The organism is Microbacterium laevaniformans (assembly GCF_016907555.1).
Lineage (GTDB): Bacteria > Actinomycetota > Actinomycetes > Actinomycetales > Microbacteriaceae > Microbacterium > Microbacterium laevaniformans.
On sequence record NZ_JAFBCE010000001.1, the window covers coordinates 1,350,537 to 1,371,604 of the forward strand.

At 65.5% G+C, this 21,068-nt stretch carries 18 protein-coding genes; 7 read left to right on the plus strand and 11 right to left on the minus strand.

Translation table 11 applies throughout. The annotated features are described in order from the left end of the window. Positions 1-58 precede the first annotated feature (58 nt). On the minus strand, positions 59-1,942 hold the full coding sequence (locus tag JOE53_RS06290; protein WP_204947155.1) for a hypothetical protein: 1,884 nt from the start codon (positions 1,940-1,942) through the stop codon (positions 59-61). A 130-nt stretch (positions 1,943-2,072) separates the two neighbouring features. Then, entirely contained in the window at positions 2,073-2,489 is a 417-nt protein-coding gene (locus JOE53_RS06295; RefSeq protein ID WP_196323289.1) for a GlcG/HbpS family heme-binding protein, read from the minus strand. A 156-nt stretch (positions 2,490-2,645) separates the two neighbouring features. Here JOE53_RS06295 and JOE53_RS06300 point away from each other — a divergent pair, with 156 nt between their 5' ends. Beyond that, a complete protein-coding gene (locus JOE53_RS06300; protein WP_196323288.1) occupies positions 2,646-3,062 on the plus strand; it encodes a winged helix-turn-helix transcriptional regulator in 417 nt (138 codons plus the stop codon). Between the two features lie 122 nt (positions 3,063-3,184). Beyond that, positions 3,185-4,210 carry a zinc-binding alcohol dehydrogenase family protein gene (locus JOE53_RS06305; protein ID WP_196323287.1) on the plus strand — a complete coding sequence of 342 codons (1,026 nt, stop codon included), beginning with the start codon at positions 3,185-3,187 and terminating at the stop codon, positions 4,208-4,210. A 424-nt stretch (positions 4,211-4,634) separates the two neighbouring features. On the opposite strand, the gene JOE53_RS06310 is transcribed toward JOE53_RS06305, so the two are convergent. Further along, positions 4,635-5,045 (minus strand): MarR family winged helix-turn-helix transcriptional regulator, encoded by a 411-nt coding sequence (locus JOE53_RS06310; protein WP_196323286.1) that lies wholly within the window; start codon positions 5,043-5,045, stop codon positions 4,635-4,637. 122 nt (positions 5,046-5,167) lie between these two features. On the opposite strand from JOE53_RS06310, the gene JOE53_RS06315 reads away from it, so the two are divergent. The 5 genes from JOE53_RS06315 (at position 5,168) to JOE53_RS06335 (ending at position 10,757) form a co-directional block, all read left to right on the plus strand. Beyond that, positions 5,168-6,178 carry an AvrD family protein gene (locus tag JOE53_RS06315; protein WP_204947157.1) on the plus strand — a complete coding sequence of 337 codons (1,011 nt, stop codon included), beginning with the start codon at positions 5,168-5,170 and terminating at the stop codon, positions 6,176-6,178. Beyond that, positions 6,175-6,879 (plus strand): ATP/GTP-binding protein, encoded by a 705-nt coding sequence (locus tag JOE53_RS06320; RefSeq protein ID WP_196323284.1) that lies wholly within the window; start codon positions 6,175-6,177, stop codon positions 6,877-6,879. The genes JOE53_RS06315 and JOE53_RS06320 overlap by 4 nt, the downstream gene beginning before the upstream one ends. Next, positions 6,872-8,254: an MFS transporter gene (locus JOE53_RS06325; protein WP_204947159.1), complete on the plus strand. Its 1,383-nt coding sequence runs from the start codon at positions 6,872-6,874 to the stop codon at positions 8,252-8,254. Before JOE53_RS06320 ends, JOE53_RS06325 begins: the two co-directional genes overlap by 8 nt. Then, the gene (locus tag JOE53_RS06330) at positions 8,251-9,336 is read left to right on the plus strand and encodes an oxidoreductase (RefSeq protein WP_196323282.1); all 1,086 of its coding nucleotides are present in this window, start codon (positions 8,251-8,253) and stop codon (positions 9,334-9,336) included. Before JOE53_RS06325 ends, JOE53_RS06330 begins: the two co-directional genes overlap by 4 nt. Positions 9,337-9,893: 557 nt before the next feature. Further along, positions 9,894-10,757, plus strand: a complete 864-nt coding sequence (locus JOE53_RS06335) for an exopolyphosphatase (protein WP_196323281.1) — start codon at positions 9,894-9,896, stop codon at positions 10,755-10,757. 323 nt (positions 10,758-11,080) lie between these two features. Here the strand turns inward: JOE53_RS06335 and JOE53_RS06340 are convergent, their stop codons facing one another. From JOE53_RS06340 to JOE53_RS06375, 8 genes are all read right to left on the minus strand, one after another. Beyond that, entirely contained in the window at positions 11,081-12,658 is a 1,578-nt protein-coding gene (locus tag JOE53_RS06340; RefSeq protein WP_196323280.1) for a recombinase family protein, read from the minus strand. Between the two features lie 54 nt (positions 12,659-12,712). After that, on the minus strand, positions 12,713-15,196 hold the full coding sequence (gene mobF, locus JOE53_RS06345) for a MobF family relaxase (protein WP_204948185.1): 2,484 nt from the start codon (positions 15,194-15,196) through the stop codon (positions 12,713-12,715). A 159-nt stretch (positions 15,197-15,355) separates the two neighbouring features. After that, positions 15,356-16,477, minus strand: a complete 1,122-nt coding sequence (locus JOE53_RS06350) for a hypothetical protein (RefSeq protein ID WP_204947160.1) — start codon at positions 16,475-16,477, stop codon at positions 15,356-15,358. After that, positions 16,470-17,303, minus strand: coding sequence for a radical SAM family protein (locus tag JOE53_RS06355; protein ID WP_204947162.1), 834 nt, complete (start codon positions 17,301-17,303; stop codon positions 16,470-16,472). The genes JOE53_RS06350 and JOE53_RS06355 overlap by 8 nt, the downstream gene beginning before the upstream one ends. Next, positions 17,269-18,138, minus strand: a complete 870-nt coding sequence (locus tag JOE53_RS06360; RefSeq protein WP_204947164.1) for a pyrophosphohydrolase domain-containing protein — start codon at positions 18,136-18,138, stop codon at positions 17,269-17,271. Before JOE53_RS06360 ends, JOE53_RS06355 begins: the two co-directional genes overlap by 35 nt. 289 nt (positions 18,139-18,427) lie before the next feature. Beyond that, positions 18,428-19,525: an alpha/beta hydrolase family protein gene (locus JOE53_RS06365; protein WP_271170976.1), complete on the minus strand. Its 1,098-nt coding sequence runs from the start codon at positions 19,523-19,525 to the stop codon at positions 18,428-18,430. A 2-nt stretch (positions 19,526-19,527) separates the two neighbouring features. Next, on the minus strand, positions 19,528-20,484 hold the full coding sequence (locus JOE53_RS06370) for a hypothetical protein (RefSeq protein WP_204947166.1): 957 nt from the start codon (positions 20,482-20,484) through the stop codon (positions 19,528-19,530). Continuing rightward, on the minus strand, positions 20,484-20,999 hold the full coding sequence (locus tag JOE53_RS06375) for a hypothetical protein (RefSeq protein WP_204947167.1): 516 nt from the start codon (positions 20,997-20,999) through the stop codon (positions 20,484-20,486). Before JOE53_RS06375 ends, JOE53_RS06370 begins: the two co-directional genes overlap by 1 nt. Positions 21,000-21,068 lie beyond the last annotated feature (69 nt).

Consider the following 21,068-nt stretch of genomic DNA (forward strand, 5'->3'; position numbering starts at 1 on the left):
AGAACTGACGAGGGCCAGGTCGGGGAGACTCGACCTGGCCCTCGTCAGTTGCAGCGGTTCAGGTGTGCGTTGGGGTGCTGTGCTTTACGGCGTGGGGTGCGGAGATGCGGTGGAGGAGGTCGCTGAGTCCGACGAGATCATGGGCGACGAGGGCTCGGTTGAGCTTGTCGCGGTGATCGAGCCATTCGCCGGTGCCGACTCGTGTGGCGGCGAGCGGCGCCGGGCTGTCGAGAAGACGGCGAGCCCACGCGATCAGCGGGTGCTCGGTGTCGACGCCTGCCGGGCTGATCTGTGCCAGTTGATCGATCTTCGTGTCCTCACGATCACACGGCGCGGTGAACAGTTCCTGCCGGAGGGGTTCCGTGTGCGTCTCGATGCTGCCTTCGAAGTGCAGCCTGTCGAGCCGGGCGAGGAGCTGAGCGGCGCGGCCGTGGAGGGACGCGGCGGCTTCGTCTCGGACGGCGAGGATGCGGTGGATGTTGTCGGGCAGGAACGGGCCGTGGTTCCCGGTGGTCTTGTCCATGTAGCGGAGGATCTGCGCGCCGCCGATGCCGATTCCGTCGACGCCGGTGACGACGGCGTCGGGGATGTTCGCGAAACGGAATCCGGCGGAGAAGTAGGTCAACAGTCCGTGCTCGTGCGCGCGGTGCACGAGCGTGAGCGCCACAGGCGGTGTGAGCTGGTCCGTGATGCACCGACTCGGGTAGGTGTCGGCGGTGCCGTCCCACGTGACTTTGTCGAATCCGCCTTCGGTGACGATCTGGACGCCGAGTAGCCCGATCTGCTCCGCCGTTCGTGCCCAGACCGCCTCGCCGTGTTCTGCGACGGTCTCGGGTCGGTCGTCGAGGATGGGTGTGTTGATGTTGAACGCGGCTGCGAGGATCTGTGCATGCCGGTCTCGTCGCACTTCCTGGGCGAGGGCGCGCAGCAGCGTGATCGCTTCGGTGGCGGTCAAGCGCTCGACGGCGAACTTCACCTCGGCCAACCCGTCTGCCAGCAGCGAAGACGCGGCTGCGGCGAAGGTGCGACTGGTCTTGATCAGCGAGTCCTCGACCGTGCCGTCGAGCAACGGCCTGCCGATGTAGCTCGACGTCGGCGCGGCGTCTCCCGTGTGGAGGCGGACGCGGGCGACGGTGCGCGGCGAGGGCATGCGGTAGGGCTCGAGTTCCTCACGGCTGCGGTCGACGCCCCGCTCGAGGTGCTCGACGTGCACGATCACGCCATGCAGGAATCCGAGATAGCGGGTCGTCCCGGCGAGGTGTCCCTCGCCGGGATCGGTGATCGAGGCGTAGGTCTGCACGTCGCGGAACCCGGACGTACCCCAGGAGGGGAAATCGCCGCGGACGTGGACGCCGCGGTCGAGGAGCCAGTATCCGGCTCGAACTGCGATGCGCTCGTCGATGCGGAAGTTCTCCTCGGCGTCGCGGCGGCGGGCGGTGAGCGCGCTCACCGCGGTGAGGTAGTTCTCGGCGCCGTCAGCGCGGCGCGGGTGGTCGATCTGGAGATCGACGATCAGTCCGTGGCTGGCGAAGCGGACCTGTGCGAGCGAGTCGCCGGTGGGCTCAGGCCCGAAGGCGCCGGTGAACACGGTCAGTGCCGCCCGGTAAGTCGTCTCGGTATCCGCGATGCTGCCGCGTTGAGCGGCTGCGTCGAGTGCCCAGGTGAAAGCGTCCGACAGCTCACTGCGGTCGGGGGACCTGTGCGCGAACGCACGAAGATCGCTCCGGACTCGGGCGACGGTGGCATCGAACCGTTCGTGTACGGGAAGCTGGTACGCGTCGGCCTTCGTGAACGTGTCGAACGTGAACCGCTCGCGGGTGAGTACGGCGTCGGCGCGCAGGAGGAGGTCGCCGAGGTGCTCGACGATCAGGTGCGCTGTTGCGCCGGGTGGGACGTGGACAGTGGCGATGTCGGGTTGGGTGCGGGAGATGAGAGTGACCATGATCAAGAGTCCTTTCAAGATCGGTGCGAAGGGGGTGCGCGCGCGGCCGCGCGCAGGAGGTCAAACGGGAACGGGCGGTTCGGCCCCGGGTGATGGTGCGCCCGGGGCCGAACCATCGGCATGTCGGAGATCACGCGGCAGCGGAGCGTGCAGCAGAGGCGACCTCGTGGTCCTGGTCGGGCGAGCCACCGCCGGCGCCGATGGCGCCGATCACGGTGCCGTCCGTGTTCGTGATCGGCACGCCTCCGGCGTAGTCCGCGTCGCGGGTGCCGAGCGCGAACAGCGGCGCACCGGGGTTGACCGCGGCTTGGAGTTCCTGGGTGGGCTGGGCGAAATGGACGGCGGTGATCGCCTTGGCGTAGCTGGTGCCGACGGACGCCAGTGCGGCCCCGTCGTCCTTGACCTGAGCGACGAGGTTGCCGCCACCGTCGACGACAGCGATGGTGAACGGGATGCCCAGCTCAGCGGCCTTCGCGAACCCCGCGTCGAGCGCCGCGTGCGCCTGTGCGCGGGTGAGAGTGACGGGCGAGATGATCGGTGTTGCCATGACGGAAAGTGCTCCTGTCGACGAGGTGGAAAAACACCGGCGCAGGATGCGCCGGTGCTGACCAAAACGTAAGTTCGCGGCGCTATTTACCCGCAAGAGCCACTACTATCTAAAGGGAAGCCACGTCGGCTTTCTGCGAGTTCAGGAGGGATGCTCATGTCGTTGCATGACGGTTTGCGGCTGGTGGAGACGATTAAGACGCGCGGCGACGTGTATTCGGCGGACTGCCCGTGCCGGGATCTGCTCGACGTAGTCGCGAACAAGTGGTCGGCTCTCGCGATCGGCGCGCTAGCGGACGGTCCGGTACGCTTCGGGGCGCTGCAGCGCCAGCTCGAAGGCGTCTCCCCGAAGGTGCTGACCGCGACGCTACGTCGCTTGGAAGGGTTCGGGCTCGTGCATCGCGAGGTGATCCCAGCTGTGCCGTTGCACGTGGAGTACACACTCACGAACGCAGGGCTCAGCGCTCTCGAACCGGTGTTCGCGCTGCGGGAGTGGGCCGAGAGCAACTACCAGCTCGCCCGCGCCCACGCCGATGCTGCGGCAGCAGATGATGACGCCGTCGCAGGTTCCTGACTTCTCCAAGCGGTTTCCTCGGGGTAACTAGTCTCCCTTGCGGGTAACCACAGCCCAACGGATAGCGTCACCGTCACGGCGCCCGCACTCGGTGGGCCACGATGGAACGGAGACGAGAACCGATGACAGAAGATAGCCGGACGATCCGCGCGGTGATCAACCGGGCGGGCGGCCCGATCGACGATCCTGACAGCCTCATCGGCGCCGAAGTCCCGAGCCCGACGGCGCCGACCGGCAGGGATCTGCTCGTCGGGGTGCGGGCGGTGTCGGTGAACCCGGTGGATGTGAAGGTCCGCGCCTCTGGTAACCGTGCCCATAAGGACCGGATTCTCGGCTGGGACGCCTCCGGGACCGTCCTCGCGGCAGGCAACGAGACCACCCTGTTCCGGCCCGGCGACGAGATCTTCTACGCCGGAAGCATCGACCGGTCCGGAAGCTACGCCTCCCGGCAGCTCGTGGACGAGCGCATCGTCGGCACCAAGCCCACGAACCTCACCCATGCCGAGGCAGCGGCACTGCCGTTGACGGCAATCACCGCGTGGGAAGCCCTGTTCGACAAGCTCCGTCTGACCGGCGAGACCACCGGCACGCTCCTCGTGCTCGGCGCGGCAGGTGGGGTCGGGTCCATCGTCATCCAGCTCGCCAAGGCGCTCACCGGCGTCACGGTCATCGCGACGGCCTCTCGGCCGGAATCACGCGCGTGGGTGGCACAGCTCGGCGCCGATGTCGTCGTCGATCACACGGCCCCGGACGTTGCCCGCAGCATCCTGAAGGCCGCGCCGGGCGGAGTGGACTTCGTGTTCACCGCGCAGAGCAAGGGGCGTGTCCCGCTGTTCACGAAGGTCGTCCGCCCGTTCGGGCAGATCGTCGCCATCGATGACGAGCGTGACCTCGACTTCTACGCACTCAAGGACAAGGCCATCTCCTGGCACTGGGAGTTCATGTTCGCCCGTCCCCGTCACGGCTGGGACCTCGAAGCCCAGCACAACCTCCTGAACCGCGTCGCCGAGCTGATCGAAGCTGGCCGCATCCGCACCACGCTTACTCAGACCTTGGTGCCCGTGAACGCGACGAGCCTTCGCGAAGCGCACGCTTTGGTCGAGACCGGGCACGTAATCGGCAAGATCGTCGTTGCCGAGCACGCCTGAGCCAGAGGCGGGCGTCAGTCAGTCGGTGTAGTGGTCGAGGGTGGCGGCGAGGTACGTCATGAAGTCGTCGCCAAGGGTTGCGGGCTGACGATGATGACGTCTGGTCCGAGGCGAAGGAAGGACGGCCATGGCGTGGAGGTGGTCCACGAAATCCAGTTCCGGGCTCCCTCCGCCCGGTCGTGGACCCATGCGGTCGCAGTGACAGCAGTGAAGCCATCGAGGAATAGCTCACGATGCGTTTGTCGCTGAGGAAGCAGCATACGCTTGACACCTCGCCCCTGAACTTCAGGCCAAAGAAGGCTAACTCGCAAACCGTTGAGTATCGCGCACCATATGCAGCATCCTCCAGATCGGATTCTGCTCACGGCGACGGCGCGACAAGTGCTCCGGGGGTGAAACTCCCGCCGGCCAGCGACGGGCCTGGCTAGGCTGTCAGTTTCGCGAGGAGTGACTCAAGCTGATCCAGCTCGGCTTGGTCGAGCCTGCTGAGCACTGAGGCGTGTGAGAACTCGGTGATGATCGCGGCGCGAGCGCGTGCGCCTTCGTCTGTCGCGACGATCACCTTCGACCGCCGGTCAGTCGGGTGTGGAGTTCGTTCTACAAGACCCGCCTCTTCAAGCTTGTCGACGATGTAGGTGACGCTGCTGGGATCGCAGCGAGCGCGCTCCGCGAGCGAGCGCATGGTCATGGGTTCTTCGAGAGCCACCAGGGCGCTCGCCTGCGAGGTCGTCAGCGACTGCCTGTGGACTACGGCTTTGACCTCGTCGCGAACCTCGTCGGCGACGTTGAAGAGGAGCCCTCGGAGCACGGACGTTGTGTCACGAAGTTCAAGCATGTACCGACTGTAGCAGGGAAGCCCTAAGCCAGACTGTCCGACTCGACCCCGCCTCCGATGATTGGAATCTATGCTAGTATCCAACCATCGGAATGGGCGAGCAACGCGAAGTAGGTGACGGCATGATCGGTGCTCAGCATGTGCTGGTGTCGGAGCTGCTGGGAGACGCAGGCCAGCGATACTTCGCGGAGGGTTTCCGAGCTGTGCAGCAGAGCTTGCGTCGGATAGAGGTCAGCCGAACCCCGGAGTCCAACGCTCGGGTGAAGGCCGTGTTGGGCTTGAGCTACCCGGAGGCATGGTCCTCGAAAGCAGGACAGGAGTCCCGCCGCCCGCATCTGTCGACGCTCGACGCCCTTGTGGCTGCGGCGCAACTCGCGGAGGCGATCCTGGTCAGCGCGATGGACTTGTCGTCCGCCGAGAGGAGATGGGTCTGGTTACAGCGAGCCACCATCCGCGCCGGCGCCAAGGCTGTCGAAGATCTTGGCGAGGTCGAGGTCGCCGGAGAGTTGGTGGAGTCTCGGCCATATGACAATCCGCTGTTCTCGAACAGTCGGCTGCTCCGAACTCGCTTCACGATCGGGGCTCTCCGTGTCGAGCTGGACATCGTTTCTCCGGTCGCGCAGGCACGCACCATCTCGCAGTCCTATCGCGACGTAGATGACCTACTCGGCTGCAAAAGCGAGCGCTACTACGGAGAGGGCTTCAAAGCTGATCGGATCACGATCGGGGACGGGTGGCTTACCGACGAGACGACGATCCACGTGCCGGTGTCCAGGTCGAGTGCGCGCGACTATCTCGACATCGGTTCGTCGTACACGCTGAGCCCGACCTTCGTGAACTGCATCCTCGGACAGGCGCAAGTCAGCCAGCTGATGCTGTACTCCCTCGATCACATGGATAGATCGGTGTCGGACAACCTCTGGATGCGCCACGTCGAGTTGACCTCTCACGGCCCGCACCTGCACCACGAGGCCGAGTTCGACGCTGAGGCACGCGTCTCCCGCACCCGGCTGTTGCCGATGAACGGCCAGACCTGGCGGGTAACGGACTTCACTGGCCATTTCGGCCCCATCTCCGCCCGTTACAACCTCGCTCACGCACTTCCCTCATCGAAAGGTTCTCAGAACGGATGAAGATCGCGATCTCCGGCACGTACTCCACGGGAAAGACGACCACATCGTATGCGCTGTCGCATCTCACAGGAATCCCCAGAACGCACGCGAAGACGATGCGCGAACTTCTGCCCGATGTCGCACCCGGCCGACGACTCGAAGACTGCGGGGTGCCGGAGCTAATCCAGCTCGGCATCCTGCGCTTCTCTGAGAGATATCGCCACGAAGGCCAACTGCCCGACGGGTTCGTCTCTGACGGATCGGCCCTGCACGAATGGTCGTACGGCAAGATGCGCGCACAAGTCGGCATCAACCCTCAGGACCCGACGAGCGTCCCATCTCGGGAAACCGGAGAGGCACAGGCACTTGAGGTATCGATGGACGCCATCGGGGCAATCGCCAAGAGGCACGCCAAGCGGGGGTATGACGTGTTCATCCATCTGCCCATCGAGTTCCCTCTGGTTGCAGACGGACACCGGCCCGTTTCGGAGGAGTTCAGACATCGCTCCAGTGACCTTCTGCTCGACACGCTGCGAGAACTGTCCATTCCCGTGCACGTCATTGGTGGCGACCTTTCCACGCGCTTATCAAGCATCGCCTCCACGCTTAGGCTGCCGCAAATCATGAGCATCGACGAAGCACTCGACCGGGCACGCGCCGATCTCGCCGCTCTGGACACGAGCGACGAGTTGGCTCGATCGGAGGCAAACACAGGTGAGTAGCACTCAGGCGTCCACGCGCACAGCCGTGCGTCTGGCTCCGGTCTTCGCGATCGGGCTCAGCTTCTTCGTCGGCAATCTCGACGCAACCGTAGTCAATGTAGCCACGACGCAGATCGGTGTTGATCTGGACGCTTCCACCACTGTCGTCGCATGGACGGTCAACGGGTTCGTCCTCGCTGTGGCGGCTCTGCTGCTGTTCGCCGGCGATCTGGCCGGGCGCTTCGGCGCGCGGCGCTTGTACGTGTGCGGGCTCGTGCTGTTCACCGCCGCGAGCGTGCTCGCAGGCCTGGCGACCACGGCTCCGATGCTCATCGGTGCCCGCGTGGCCCAAGGCGTGGGAGCTGCGCTCTTCCAGCCTGCCGGGCTTGTGTTGCTCGGGGCCGCGTACCCCGAGACAGGCGTCCGCCAACGCATGATCGGATTATGGGCGGCGATGGGGGCCGCAGCCGCTGCACTCGGGCCGATGATCGGCGGGTTCATCGTAGCTGGGCTCGGATGGCGGTGGATCTTCTGGGTCAACCTGCCCATCGGCATCGCTGCGATCTGGATGTCGCTCGTCGTGCTCCCCGCTCTGCCGGTGCGCGCCCGCCGTATCCCGGTGGCTGGGCATCTGCTGTTCGCCCTCGCCATCGCGGGCTTTGCCGTAGCGCTCATGCAAGGTCCCGACGCGGGGTGGGGCGCGCCCGTGACGGTTGCGGGAATCGCTGCGGCGATTGTTGGCCTCGTGTGCTTCGCCTGGTGGCAGAGTCGCAGTTCTGGAGAGGTCTATCCGGGTCGGATTCTGCGAAACCGGGACTTCTCGCTCGCGAACGTTGTCGGCGTGTTCATGAACGTCGGCTTGTTCGGTGGTGTGTTCCTCGTCTCCATCCTTCTCCAGCAAGGATTGAGCTCGGGGCCGCTGACTGCCGGGCTCCAACTCCTGCCGATGATGGTTGTGTTCGTCATCGGGAATCTCGCCTTCTCCCGACTTAGCGGCCGACTCGGCCCACGGGGCGCGATCATTATCGGCATGAGCGCCGCGACGATCGCGGTTGCGGTCCTCGCCCTCGTATCGATCCGCGATGTCTCATACCCCTGGTTGGCCGTCTGTCTGGCCGTCGCTCACCTCGGTCTGGGCGTCGCCTCTCCGGCCATGACATCCGCAATGATGAACAGCATCGAACCCCGGGACACTGGCCTCGCCGGTGCCGTGATGAACGTCAACCGCCAGCTTGGCTCGCTCATCGGCGTCGCGATCGCCGCGGGTCTGCTGACGACGACCGCGAGTCCCGCCGCGGCGGCACCGATGATGTTCGGTCTGACCGTCGTTGGATACGCCATTGCCGCCATCGCGGGCGTCCGCCTCCACAAGACCACTCGGAGCGCTGAGGCATGACGACCGGTTTGAACAGTCCGTTGAGAATCCGGAGCACCGAACTCGCGAACCGTATCGTTCTTGCTCCGATGGGCGTCGGTCACTGCGACAATGGTGCGCCCGACGATGACCTCCGTGCTTTCTACAGGAGAAGGGCAGAGAACGGTGTCGGTCTTCTCATCACCGGCGCCACCTTCATCGACCATCCCACCGCGTCGAACCACGTCCTGCTGCCCAGCATCGCCGGGCAGCAAGCACAGGACTCTTGGGGCCGCATCGTCGGAGACGTTCACGCCGCGGGGGCCCCGATTCTATTGCAGATCGAGCACGCGGGCACCGACCGCAACCCGGATTTCTCGCTCGACCCAACCGCGCGAATTCTCGGCCCGAGCGGCGTTGACCAGCACGGACGCGCCTACGGAGAGTCGATGAGCCCCGACGACATCGATGAGATTATCGCGGCATTTGCACGATCCGCGCGAACGGCCGAGCATCTGGGCTTCGACGGAGTGGAAGTCCACGGTGCGCACGGCTTCCTCATCGATCAGTTCATCTGGGGTAAGACAAACACGCGCGACGACGAGTACCGCGAGCCCAGCAGATTCGCCGTCGAGGTCATCCAGGCCATCCGGGCATCGACCGGCCCCGACTTCATCGTCAGCTTCCGCTGGTCGCAATGGAAGATGCACGATTTTGCGGCTCAGGTTGCGAAGACACCTGGAGAGCTGGAGCGCGTCCTGCGACCGATCGCGGACGCCGGCGTCGACCTGTTCCACGCCTCGACACGTCGCTGGTGGGAACCGCTCTTCCCCGGATCGCCACTCACAGCGGCCGGATGGACCAAGAAGATCACCAGTATGCCGACGATCGCCGTCGGCTCGGTGGGAACGACCGGCGCAGTCTTCCACTCTGTGTTCCAGGGCCGGGGGGCAAAGGCAACAGCACCGACAGGTGCCGTTGAGCGGATGCAGCAAGGAGAGTTCGATCTCATCGCCGCCGGGCGGCCGCTACTCGGCGACTCCGAGTGGGCGGTAAAGGCGCTTTCCGACCGATTCGGGGAAGTTCGCGACTTCGACGCCCATGCGCTCGCGGAACTCCGCTGACCATGACTGCCGAGGCTCCGTGGCTGTAGCCCAAGAACCGCCACCATGTTCTTCAGCGTGTCTCCGCGGCACCTTGCGTCGGACTCGTGCGCGCTCCCCCGCATGGGCGGCATCCGCCGGACAAAAGCGCACACCTTCTGCTTACGCGGATAGCACCCAAGACCTCGGATGTCACGGTTGACACCGCGCTGTCTCTGCTCGTGCCGGTAAGGGGCCGTGGAGTTCTCTGGAACGCCTCCGCGTCAGAGCGATGCTTCCTTGTCAGTCGTCTTCCCGCTTGTCCCTAGACACCCTTGCAATCGTCGATTCACGCAACACGGGGCGGCCGCAGTTCGGACGGGCCTGGCGGGTAGATGAGACGAGCTGTGGCGTGCTTGGTACTCAGCGCAATGCTGCCAAGTCGAGCTTCGTCCGCACCCACGGTTGTCGGGCAGCTCATGCCACCGCTCCGTTACTGGTTGCTTTCCTGCTGCTGACGGGCGGCGCCTGCAAGGGCGCGCAGGCGGGCGTCCGCGTCTGGATCTGGGTGGTCCACCTCCTTCACGGGAGGTGCCACCGTGACCAAACACACTCCACCAGCCGGAGGCGACGATGCTGCTGCACAGAGTGGCTCGGCCAGCCACGGCCTCGAAACCCCGGAAGGGCTGCGCGCCCTGCTGATCCGGTTGCATGGCGCTGGGCCTGGGGCCTGGCATCGTGATCGTGAAGCGGCCGAGTTGATGCGGTACACGGCCGTCAAGTACCGGCCTTTGGCTCGTAAACACGGGCTGGATCCCTGGGAGATTGCCTCGGCAGCGTTCGAGGTCATGCTCGCCCCTTCAACGCCGAAGGCTGATGATCCGTGGGCTGTGGTCACTCGTGCGGTGCAGATCACCTGTGGCGTCGAGGTGCGGGCGGCGGGGATGCTTGTCTCGACGGGCAAGGTCCGCCACACGTCCAGGATTGCCGGGTTCCACGACGCCATTCGGTTCGCGGAGCGAGAGCACTTGGCCGACTACCACCCCGCCTTCGCTGTCAACCCCGCCACCGATGACGACGAAGGCTCCGACGACGGCGACCGTGTCCGGGTCGCTGCTGCCCTGTCGGAGACGGTGGAGCTGTTCGCCTCCACGGGCTGGGATGCTGTGCTCGTCGCCGATTGCGTGGAGCATCTGGCCTACCGGCTCGCTGATCTGACCTCCCGCGCGAACGCGGTCGAGGTGCTGCGCCGCGACCACACCGTCTCGGTGCTGCTGGGCGTTCCTGCGAAGTCATGGGCCGCGCTACTGCGGATCGTGCTGGGGCATCCTGACCGCAAACACGCGGGCACCCCGACCGGCGACGGCGTTCTACTGCGCTTGCTCAGCGGCGAAGCCGTCGACTCCCTACGCTGCGACGCCGCTCTGTTGGCCGCGATCTGGGCCGCGAAGCCGAGGACGTAGACCGCTCTCTGTGTCTCGTCGGAGGCCGTGCGGGGAGGGCGTCGCACCTGTCAGTATGAGCGCCCCCGCCGAACCCTCCACCCACTACACGCCTCCGCCACCTGTGGCGGGGTCCACGCTGGGCGCGCGCCTGGCTGCCGCCTCTCGTCAGGTGCAGGGGTTCCCGTCGATGGTGAGCGACCCGGCGGTGCTGGCCGAACTGCGAGGGCTCTGCGCCGCACCTCACCCCACGAAGTGTGTACCGGTTGCGACGCGACGAGGCCCCACACCCTGAACCGCTTGTGGCGGTCAGGGGCGGGGCCAACAGCACCCCATCAGAGGGATCAGGCACGCCAGACGAACTCGACCCGGCAGGCGAGAACATCGGCGCGGTACGCAGTACGTCGGACGTGGAACGCCTCGACGGTCTCGTTGCGGCGTCGCGCCGGGGTCGCACCGTTCATGCCGTCCGGGAGGGCGTGGACGAGCACGGCTTCGAGGATCAGGCTCGCGGCCTGGTACTGCCACAACGGACTGCGCCCTGACCACTCGGCGGCGACGGTGGTTACGTCGATGCCCGGCCCAGCCTGATCGGGCGTGGCCGCGGTGTACTCGCGTCGCGTCTGCTCGATCCGTTCCGCGATCCGAGCACGTTGCCGCACCCACATCGCCTTGTCGATCAACCCGTCATAGTGATCGTCATCGAGCTGCGCGAGGCGTTCCCGGGCGGCGTCAAGCCGGGCCGCGAGACCCACACGCACCGTCTGATCCGTGCCGGACGCCCTGCGCGTGAACGGGCTGAGAGTGATCTGCTCGAACGCCGCCAGCACCGCTTCCTCCACGAGCTTTTCGATGTCGGCGGAGCGGATCGAACGGTGACAGCCGCCCCGCACAGTCTGGACGCACTGGTACACCCCGCCTCGATGCACCATCGCCCGCCCGCAATCCGAGCAACGGATCAGCCCAGAGAACGGATACATGCGCTTCGCGACCCCGCTGCCGGGCTGATGAAAGTTCCTCGCCTTCTTCCTCGCGTCGAGCACGTCGGAGACCTGCTGCCAGGTGTCCTCGTCCACGATCGCAGGCCACACCGCCTCCACCTGCATCTGCGACGACTTCGCCCGGGAGCCGTCCGGCATGACCGGGCGGTACTCGCGCATGCCTTTGATCGAGGGGCTGCGCAGCACCATCTTGATCGTCTTGTCCGACCACGCACACCCATGGGTGGTGAGGATGCCCCGCTCGTTCCAATCCGTGCGAATCCGGTACAGCGACTCACCAGCCAGCACCCGCCGCGCGGCCTCCCGCACCAACTCGGCGGTGTCCGGGTCGATGACGAGCGTGCCACTGACGGCCCGGTAGCCGAACGGCACCCTGCCCCCATGCCAAGTGCCCTCAATCGCTTGCTGCTTCGCCGCCCGCGCCACACGCCTCGCGGTGTCGGCTGACGACTTGTTCGCCATCGCCACCAACACCCGAGCCATCGCCACATCCGAGTCCGTGTCCAACCGCAGCGAGCCGGTCACCGAGCGGACCCCGAACCCGCCGAGCACCTTGGCGTCGATCAAGTCCTCCAAATCCCGAGGGTCACGCACCGCACGATCCAAGTCATACGCGACCATCACCTCCGCCTCACCCTCGCTCAGGTGCTTGAGCAGCGCGCGGAACTCCGGGCGCACCACGCGCCGCACCCGCTCACCCGAAGGCAGCGTGATCGTGCGCTGCTTGAACGCCGACGTGTCGTTCTCCCGGAACACCGCCACAACCTCCCAACCGTGGGCGGCGGCGTAGGCGCGGCAGTCGGCCTCCTGCCGATCCACCCCGCGCTCTGTGCCCTCCGGGTCGTCGCTGATCCTGACGTACACCACCGCCCGCATCGACGATGCTGATCCTGAGGTCTGTTCCTGCTGCTCGTGGCCCATCTCCGGCCCACCTTCCTGCTCTCGTGAGAGGTAGGTGCGTTTACGGAACCTCGGCTAGCCGAGGTCGACGTTCTCGGCCACGTACTCGGGCGGGAGCGTGATCGGTCGGGCGGAGGCGTGATCGGTGTTCTGCACGCGCAGCGAGCCGTCGCGACGAACCGCGACGACCTTCCACCGCGCTCCATTGCGGACCCAGTCGCGTCCCGAGCGCAGGCTGCGGTCGTTCTTGCGAGTGATGACGACATCGCCGATGGATGCTGCGGACTCATCCCGCAGCGAGGCTTCGGCCGAGGCATCCACCACGCCGGAGAGGATCAGCTCGGCGCGCGCCCGCCGGTTGAGCGTGGCCACCGCCTCGCCCGTCTCGGCGACGAGCACCGACGACATGCCGGAAGCGTTGTCTTGGAGCCAGGCGCTGTACGCGGCATCCGCCATTGCGTCAGCGTCGCCACCGACGATCCGGTCGTGCGCGCCGTACGCGTCGAGGGCGTGCAGTCGCCCGTTGCGAAGGTCGAGGGATGCCTTCTTCTCCCACGCATTGCGAAAGCGGTGCACGTCGGCGAGCTCAGGCGCATCGGAGCGCGCTTCGACGAGCATCCGGAACGCGCCGCCGGCGTCGACCGACTGCAGTTGCGCCCAGTCCCCCACCAGGAGCACCTTCGCCACCGCCTGCGTCGCCAGCGTGCTGATGCGATCGAGGGTTAGGGTGCCGGCGAGGGATGCCTCGTCGATGATGACGAGCTGACCCGCGCCGACGCTTGCTCTGCCGTGGCGGTGCTCGTGCAGCCACTTGGCGGTGTTCTCGGTCGCGATGCCGAGGTCGTCGGCAAGTTCGCGCGCGGCGGCCGCGGACGGTGCGAGCCCGATGACCGAGCCGCGGCCGTGCTCGTGCTCCCACGCGAGCCGGAGAGCGTGCATCGCGGTCGTCTTGCCGGCACCGGCCGGTCCGATCAGCACGTCGAGCGAGCGAGCGGAGGTTGCGATCGAGTGGAGTGCCGCGCGCTGATCCTCACCAAGGACAATCCCGTGGTTGCGGCGCGCACGCTCCGCGCGCTCGAGAGTTGCCGCGCTGACCACCGGCGCATCGGACGCGTGCGAAGCGGCGAGCAGTCGCTCCTCGGCATCCAGCAGCGCAATCGAGGAGTAGCGCGCGGAGTTGCGTGGGCGGAAGACGCTCGTCTCATCGGCGCGCTGGAAATCGGCGGGCGAGACGGCGAGCTCGGGGGGCGTGAGGCGTGTGGAGCGCTGCTCTGCGGCATCCGTGATCATGCCGACGATCGCCTCGCGGTCCTCGGTCGCGGCGAAGCGCCACCCCATCGTCTGACGCGCGGCTTCGGCGTAGAGGTTCCAACGGGTCCATGTGGAACGGCGCTCGCTGGCGGCTTGGACGACGCGCTCGGCGAGCTGGTTCAGGATGCCGCGCTCGATGTCCTCGGCACGCAGCGGCTTCAGGGTGTCCTGGTGGTTCACGGCTGTGCGCGACCAGGCGGTCGCGTCGCGACCGAGCAGACGACTCGCGCGGGTGCGCCACTCGTGCGTGAGATCGGCGAGCGATCGGAGCTGCTTCTCGGGACGCGTCGCGAGCGTCGCCTGCTGACGCAGGCGGATGATCGTCACCTTCGACGGCGCGCGGCCGTGAGTGGCGATGTACTCGTCGATGAGCCGGTCCTTCTCGATGTCGATGTGACGCGAGCGAGAGGAGAACTCGGCGACGAGATGCTCAGGAACAGTTGCGATGGCCCAGACCGGGTTGCGGTCGGCTTCGCGCTCGCGCCGCTCCCAGTGGACGCCGAGCGCACGCGACAGGTGGTCGGCGAACACGGCTGTGTGCAGCTCGGACAGCGCAACCGTCGCCGCGTGCAGCGGGCGTCCGTCGAGCGAGCGCCACTTGCCGTCGAACGCCGTTCGCACCTTGTTGCTCACCACGACGTGCGTGTGCAGTTGCGGGTCGCCCGCGCGCGAGTCGAAGTGATCGAACGCTGAGGCGATCAGGCCTTGGACCTCGACCTGCGCGACAGCGCCGTCACGGCCCGCTTCGCCGGCTCGTGTCGCGGCGAGTTCGCGCTCCATGAAGGCGAGCACGTCACCGATCGCCTTGTGATGCGCGGCAGCGATCGTGGCTTGAGTGTTGGCGTCGGCGACAGCCCAGAGAACCGACGCCGACTTCGGTAGCGAGAACGTGAAGTCGTAGCCGGCGATGGCGCGGCGGTGGGTCGGCGCTGGGGAGTCTGGCTTCGGGCGGTCGGGGCTCGCATCGGATGCCGCGTACACGGGGTAAGCCCGACCGAGCGCTGCGCCCGTCCCGGGATCGCGACCCATCCCCAGGAGCAACTCGAGCTGAGCCTCCGACACCCGTGATCCTGCGTCGATTCGGCCGTCAGCCAGCGCTGGCAGCCCGCTCCCGAGCCAACGACCCGGCGGGGTGCCAGCCTCGGCGTAGTAGCGGGTGAGCGGAGTGGAGAGCGGTCGCTCGCCGTCGGCCGCGGCGACGGTGCGGAGGAGGTACTTGTACCCATCCCCCGCGCTCATCACCCGCATCGACACCGACACCAGGCACCGCCTCTCCTCCGTCAGAGAGGTGGTTCAGCCGGGCCCGCTGCGCGGGCTCGGCCCTCGATCTGCAAGACGTGTAGCCACTCGAGAGACTTCCGAGACGCACCGCCGATGGCGGGATGGCGGACGAATCCGAGGCGCGGCTTAGGACGCGTCGTCAGGCGAGCCCGCTGAGACCTGGTCGGGCGACTTCACTGGCTCTGACACATAGCTGACCTCATCGCCGAAGAGCGACCGGGATTGTGCGCACGACGAGTCGTTCTTGTATTGAATCATGTGCTTGGCGGATACCTTCTGCTTCACCAGTGCTTCCAATTGCGGCTCTCCGACGGCGACGAGCGAGTGGAGCGTGAGCCCGGCACTTGCTAAGCCGTTGTCTGAGACGTCACCCGCAAGCGAGCGGAATAGGACCACCGCAGTTTCAACCGGCTCGAAGGCGAGCGCTAGCCCCGACTCGGCGGACTCAGAAAGCTGATTGAACCGATTGGCGGCAGATTGGAGTTGGCCACCGTTCTTGCATGAGTCGTCGACAATGATCGCCCGATACGGGCGAGACTCACTCCCCGGACGTAGCTCCACTTCGCGGTCGCAAAAAGCCCGTAACCCTTCGAAGTCGGTTTCGTGGACTACTCCGCCCGGCCCAATCACGCGCGACTTGTCTTTTTCGCCTTTGCAGAGGATAAGCGGGAGCCGCATGCGCTCAGCGAGCTGCTTGCACAGGAGCACGTTCCCGTCCTTCGGGGCCAGCAGCACGTCTGGCCGAGCGACCACCGATTCTCGATGCAGCTTGTCAAGCCACGCATCGAAGATCTGATCGATGCCCTGCTCGTGATCAGCACGGCCGTCGATCGCTCCCATCAGGTCGAGGTAGTAGCGGGTTCCGTGATAGGCATAGACCGGGTAGTCGAGAGCGCGAATCCACCGCGATGCTCGGTTTACGAAGGCGAGATCCGGCCGCGCAATCGGCTTTGTAGGCTTCTTCGGCTGACTCGACGCCTCCCGAATCGCCCTCTGTGCAGTGGCGTCCATACCGAGCGACTCCAGCACGGGCAACAGCGCAGCCACGCGACGACGCCGATACCCGCGAGTCCATCGCCCTTTGGGCCCACCGAGAAACCCGGCTTCGATGGAGCGATCTCTCAGCTCAGCGAGCGCGGTGACAAGCAACACGACCAAGGCCAGAAGTGTCGCGACGTTGAGCACGATTCCGGTCGCAACGCCGAATCCCGAGTTGATTGCGGCGCCGAGCGCATCTCCGTCAGCCAATGACGTCGCCCATCAACGATGCGTCGGAATCGAACACTCGGAAGCCAAGCGACTCCCCGTACGACTGAAGGCTTTGGGCGCGGCCGGGGATGTACCTCTGCGCCCAGTCGGGGTTGCTTCGAGCCCAGCCAACCGATCGGACTGAGATCACCGGCGTTGCATCAGCCCCTCGCGCTACGCGGAACCGGTCACCTGCGTCTAGCCACTCATCGCCGAGCAAGATGCGCTCCGTTAGGCCCTCGCAGTCACGCATGATCTCTTCGTACTCTCTGTCCGACACATCCGCCAAGAGCGGACGAAAAACCAGCGAGTTGGCGATCCCCGCCGACTTAAGTTGCGCGAGTGATCGGACCCGGCTTCGGTACCCCGGAGTTCGTGGCTCGATTTCGGCGACGCTGTACTTGGTGCTAACGGAGACTCCCACCTTCAGAACAGCGCCGGACTTCTCCAGCTGCACAGTGGTGGCCTGGAGCGCAGCTACGGCACGGCGGCCGATGGAGGCCTTAGTCGAGATACTGATCGACTTCCCAAACTTAGCTACCGTCTGCAGGATCTCTTCGAAGTCAGACCGAGCAAACAGGTCGGTATCACACGCGGGATAGATGACGTCGACGTCTCTCGCCAACGTGGGCTCCGCCTGGAGCTCAGAGAGCGTCCTCGGTTGCTCATACTGAGCGAACTGGGCGAAGCAATATGTGCATCCAAATCGACACGGCTCGCCGTCGATCGCCAGCATTAGCCGTGTGAGCGCCTTGCCACCTACCTCGTGCGCGCTCTCGCCCGGAACCAACCTAGTCACCGTCCGGTCCAATCCGGTGGAGGCCATCGAATGCCGACTTCATTCCCACGAAGAGGTCGTCGATGTTCACACTCCGCGCGCCAAGCACGTCGGGCGAGGGGTCGATCAAAAGCACGCGATTTCCAACACGCTTCACAACAATGCCGTACCGACGCAATGGGTCATCGGTGCGGTAGACCTCTCCGGTCCGGAACCCCGCCACGACGACGGGATACACAGTCAGGGAGAAGTCGATGTGGTCCTGGAAGTCGGCCTCACTCATCAGCGTGTATGACAGGAAATCGTCCACGGCGTTGTCACGTCCGGTGTCGATTGGACCGCCAATTATCTCGAAGTCCGACACGGCAGAAGTTGGACGGTCAACGGCGCCGACTAGCGGCTCGATCATGGAACTGATGGCAGCCCAGGACCCGTCTTGCGCGCCCACCTCGAGACTGTATTGCGAAGTAGCCATAACGATTGCAGACGCCATCTCGACCTCCGGCGTTACCCAATCGGCGGGCTTCTGAATCTTGCCATCAGCACGCGTCGACACGCTGCCCCCAGACACCTTGCGCATGTTTGCCCGATGAACAATCTCAAACAGAGGCTCGCCTTCGACACCCATCTCGACGAGTGTCCCGAGCGCGAAGTACATTAGGTCGACGATGGCGTCCGCCTGGTCGACGACAGTGTTCGCCTGCTCGAACTCGTCGATCTCCTCTCGCATCCACGCCACTCGGCGGCCAACTCGGTCTGAGGCGAGCACGGTGGGAAGTGCTGCAACGGGATGGTGACCTTCCTCATGGAAGTCACGCACCCGCTGCTGTGCCCACGAAAGCCCACTCAGTTCTTCTGCCATCGAGCCGATCTCCCCGTCCACCGTCCTGGCTCGGACGTGTCTACGTTTTCCTGCAACCCGATGCTAGTGGCTCGAGGGTCCAGCGCTCGCAGGTTGAACTTGGCAACAGGTCGGACGTTTGGGCGGTCGCGCCGGCGGCGGAAGACCGCGCACAAGAGTCCGTGCCTTGAAACGTCCTCATTCTCCTGTCCGAGGTGGACCGGGTCGGCGCTCTCGGCCCGGCCAAAAGCAGCGTTGGAACACGCGATGCGTCCTGTCCGTTCGCGAAGCTCCTGGTGCGGAACCCTACGTGAGGGATAGTTCGTGTAGTTCAGCTGAGCCACGACTTCAACGCCGCGCCGAATGTGTCGGGATCGACGTTCGCCTCCCACCCGTGTGGGGAGAGACGTGTCTCCACGAGTGCGATGTTTCCGCCTGCTAAGGCGAAGGTACGGGAGAGCTCGAACGGGATCTCCTCGTCTCCTCGGGAGTGGACCACTATCGTCGGCAAGTTCATCGTGAAGCCCCGACTCCAACAGAGTCGGTCGAAGTCGAGCGGTACAGGCAGACGCAGAAGAAGGCACGCGAAGCGGGATTCAAGTAGCCGGGTCAAGACGAGAGCGACTGAGCGCGGGAGACCCGCGCGCCGAACGGCGTTATGGACTATCGCCCGCCAGTTCGTAGCAGGCGCTATCAGAGCAAGCCGGTCGAACGCCGCAGGATCTTGGCGCAGAAGTTCGAGAGCGAGCCCCGCGCCCATCGACCACGCAACCACGTAGACGGACGAAGCTCCGCGGGAACGCGCATAGGCAACTGCATCGGCCAAGTCCGTCCATTCGCGCTGCCCGAGCGTCGAGGCGGACGCCGGCGGCCCATCCCCGGAACCTCGATAGGTTATGGCGAGCGAAGTCAGACCGACGGTCTGCGCCACCTCGACGGAGCGCAGGGTCACGAGCCTGGAGGTGCGGATGCCCTGAACGTGGATCACCCACGGCGCATCGAGCGACGTGCCCCGGAAGAGCCATGCCGGCGCCGAGGCGCCATCGCGCAACGGCACCGTTACGTCCTCCCAATCGGGATCGATCTCGGCAGGCCCGCTCATGGTGTGGCCGGTCCACAGAGCCTCGAATGGTTCCGTGTCCATCGGCGCGGTCGTCTTGAGCAGCAAACGGGTAACGCGTGTTCCGTCCGACGACACCACTGGCCCGATTAGCGCGTGGTGCTCGAATCGCTCCCCAAACCAGAGGCCATAGTTCCCGTCGACAATGGTGAGGTCGCTCCGCGGGAGTTCGATCGCGTCGCCTACACGACGGACGGTCACGGTCTTGCGACGCGGCTCAACGCCGACAACGCGACGTGCCAGCATCCGGATCACTACTGCGGCACCCGCTGCGAGCACGCCAAGGATCGCGACGACAACGCCGCACACCTTCAAGTTGCGCTCACCGCCCCTGCGGCGCTCGACATCCGCACCACCGCCGGCGCTCGCATCTGTCTATCGAGCATCTCGGTCGCGGCCCGCAGCAGGACTCGCTCACGCGTGGTCAGCTCCTCACTGTTGGCGACGTCGGTCAAACGGACTGCCAGACGGTATGTCTCGTGTACGGGATCCTCATCAGGAACGGGCTTCACGATCATCCCGCGGTCGATGCTTGCCTTCGCAAGGAGCCGTCCCAGTGTCGCGTTCATCGATCTCCTGCCAGCGCGGGCGACGGCGAACACGATGATGCCGGCGCACACCAGGACGACACCGCCGTAGAACGGAATCGTGAACAGGGCTCCGATCGCTTCGACGCTCGGCGTCCGCCCCAGGCCGGCGACGCGAAGGCTCAGATAGGCGATCTCGATAAGGCTCGCCACGAGGATCGCCCACGCGCCGATGCGGATGAGGATGTAGGGTCGCGGCTTCCGTCCGCGGACTCCGCGAAGCATCCGGGCCATGATCAGGACGACGCATCCCATGTAGAGCGATGCGTATGCCCACAACCCGAACTGATCGGCCGTCTCCTTGACGAACGCGTCCGTCGTCGATCCACGATCGGCGATCAGCAGGAACGGGATGGTGAAGGAGAGGTACATCGCGGGCAGCTCCCAGAGGCTGCGCGGCTTGAACCTGCTGCCGTCGAGCGTGAGAGCCGCCTGCATGACGAACCAGAAAGCCGTTGTCGCGAGGATGTTCTGGATGAGGTTCGCGACGTTCGTTCCGCCGAGCCAGCCGTCAACGATCGGCAACGGAACGACCACTCCGACCATGAACACGGCTGCAAGTCCCGTGATCGTGGCGATCCAGGTAAGCCTGCTCGAGGGCTCGCGGATGGCGGACGGTAGCCGGATGAGCGTGAGCACCAGCAGCGCGAGAAACGCGACAGCCTCGATGCTGAGCGTCATCAGCCGAACACCGCCTCGTCGTGTCCGTGGCGAGGCTGAAGGAGCAACCGTGACAGGAGCTGTGACAACTTCTCCGCCTCGGCTTCGATCACCAATTCGGTGTCGGCGAAGTCCAGGTCGAGTTCGAAGTCCGGGGTGACGATGCCTCGCGCGAGCACGGTCTGACCGGCGCGTACATGGCGAGATCCGGGATGCTTGACGGGCAAAGTCGCACATCCTTTGTGCTCGAACACGACGTGCGACAGCTCGTGCAGCACCGTGTGGAACTGGTACCAGCGAGGGTCGGACTTGCGCACCAGGATCTTGGCGGAGTCTGCCGTCAACAGAACCAGACCGGTGATGTTCTCCCAGTCGCGATCGCCGACGGGTTCGACGTCAATCCTCTTGCCTGTCGCCCTGGCGACTTGTCGGACGATGTCTTCCAGTTCGACATCACCTGGGAGATCAAGGCGTTCAAGCTGGGCTTCTGCGCGGGCGCGCAACTCTTCATGATCTCGAGAAGCGCGGTAGCTCATGACGCCTGACCTCCGATCACGATCTCGACACAGCGATCGCTCGAATGGTCCCCACTGTACGCCAATGCG

What these genes read in the sequence shown, in the direction of transcription:
- JOE53_RS06290 (WP_204947155.1), bottom strand. Translation starts at nt 1,942, where the DNA reads ATGGTCACTCTCATCTCCCGCACCCAACCCGACATCGCCACTGTCCAC.
- JOE53_RS06295 (WP_196323289.1), bottom strand. Translation starts at nt 2,489, where the DNA reads ATGGCAACACCGATCATCTCGCCCGTCACTCTCACCCGCGCACAGGCG.
- JOE53_RS06300 (WP_196323288.1), top strand. Translation starts at nt 2,646, where the DNA reads ATGTCGTTGCATGACGGTTTGCGGCTGGTGGAGACGATTAAGACGCGC.
- JOE53_RS06305 (WP_196323287.1), top strand. Translation starts at nt 3,185, where the DNA reads ATGACAGAAGATAGCCGGACGATCCGCGCGGTGATCAACCGGGCGGGC.
- JOE53_RS06310 (WP_196323286.1), bottom strand. Translation starts at nt 5,045, where the DNA reads ATGCTTGAACTTCGTGACACAACGTCCGTGCTCCGAGGGCTCCTCTTC.
- JOE53_RS06315 (WP_204947157.1), top strand. Translation starts at nt 5,168, where the DNA reads ATGATCGGTGCTCAGCATGTGCTGGTGTCGGAGCTGCTGGGAGACGCA.
- JOE53_RS06320 (WP_196323284.1), top strand. Translation starts at nt 6,175, where the DNA reads ATGAAGATCGCGATCTCCGGCACGTACTCCACGGGAAAGACGACCACA.
- JOE53_RS06330 (WP_196323282.1), top strand. Translation starts at nt 8,251, where the DNA reads ATGACGACCGGTTTGAACAGTCCGTTGAGAATCCGGAGCACCGAACTC.
- JOE53_RS06340 (WP_196323280.1), bottom strand. Translation starts at nt 12,658, where the DNA reads ATGGGCCACGAGCAGCAGGAACAGACCTCAGGATCAGCATCGTCGATG.
- mobF (WP_204948185.1), bottom strand. Translation starts at nt 15,196, where the DNA reads ATGCGGGTGATGAGCGCGGGGGATGGGTACAAGTACCTCCTCCGCACC.
- JOE53_RS06355 (WP_204947162.1), bottom strand. Translation starts at nt 17,303, where the DNA reads ATGGCCTCCACCGGATTGGACCGGACGGTGACTAGGTTGGTTCCGGGC.
- JOE53_RS06370 (WP_204947166.1), bottom strand. Translation starts at nt 20,484, where the DNA reads ATGACGCTCAGCATCGAGGCTGTCGCGTTTCTCGCGCTGCTGGTGCTC.
- JOE53_RS06375 (WP_204947167.1), bottom strand. Translation starts at nt 20,999, where the DNA reads ATGAGCTACCGCGCTTCTCGAGATCATGAAGAGTTGCGCGCCCGCGCA.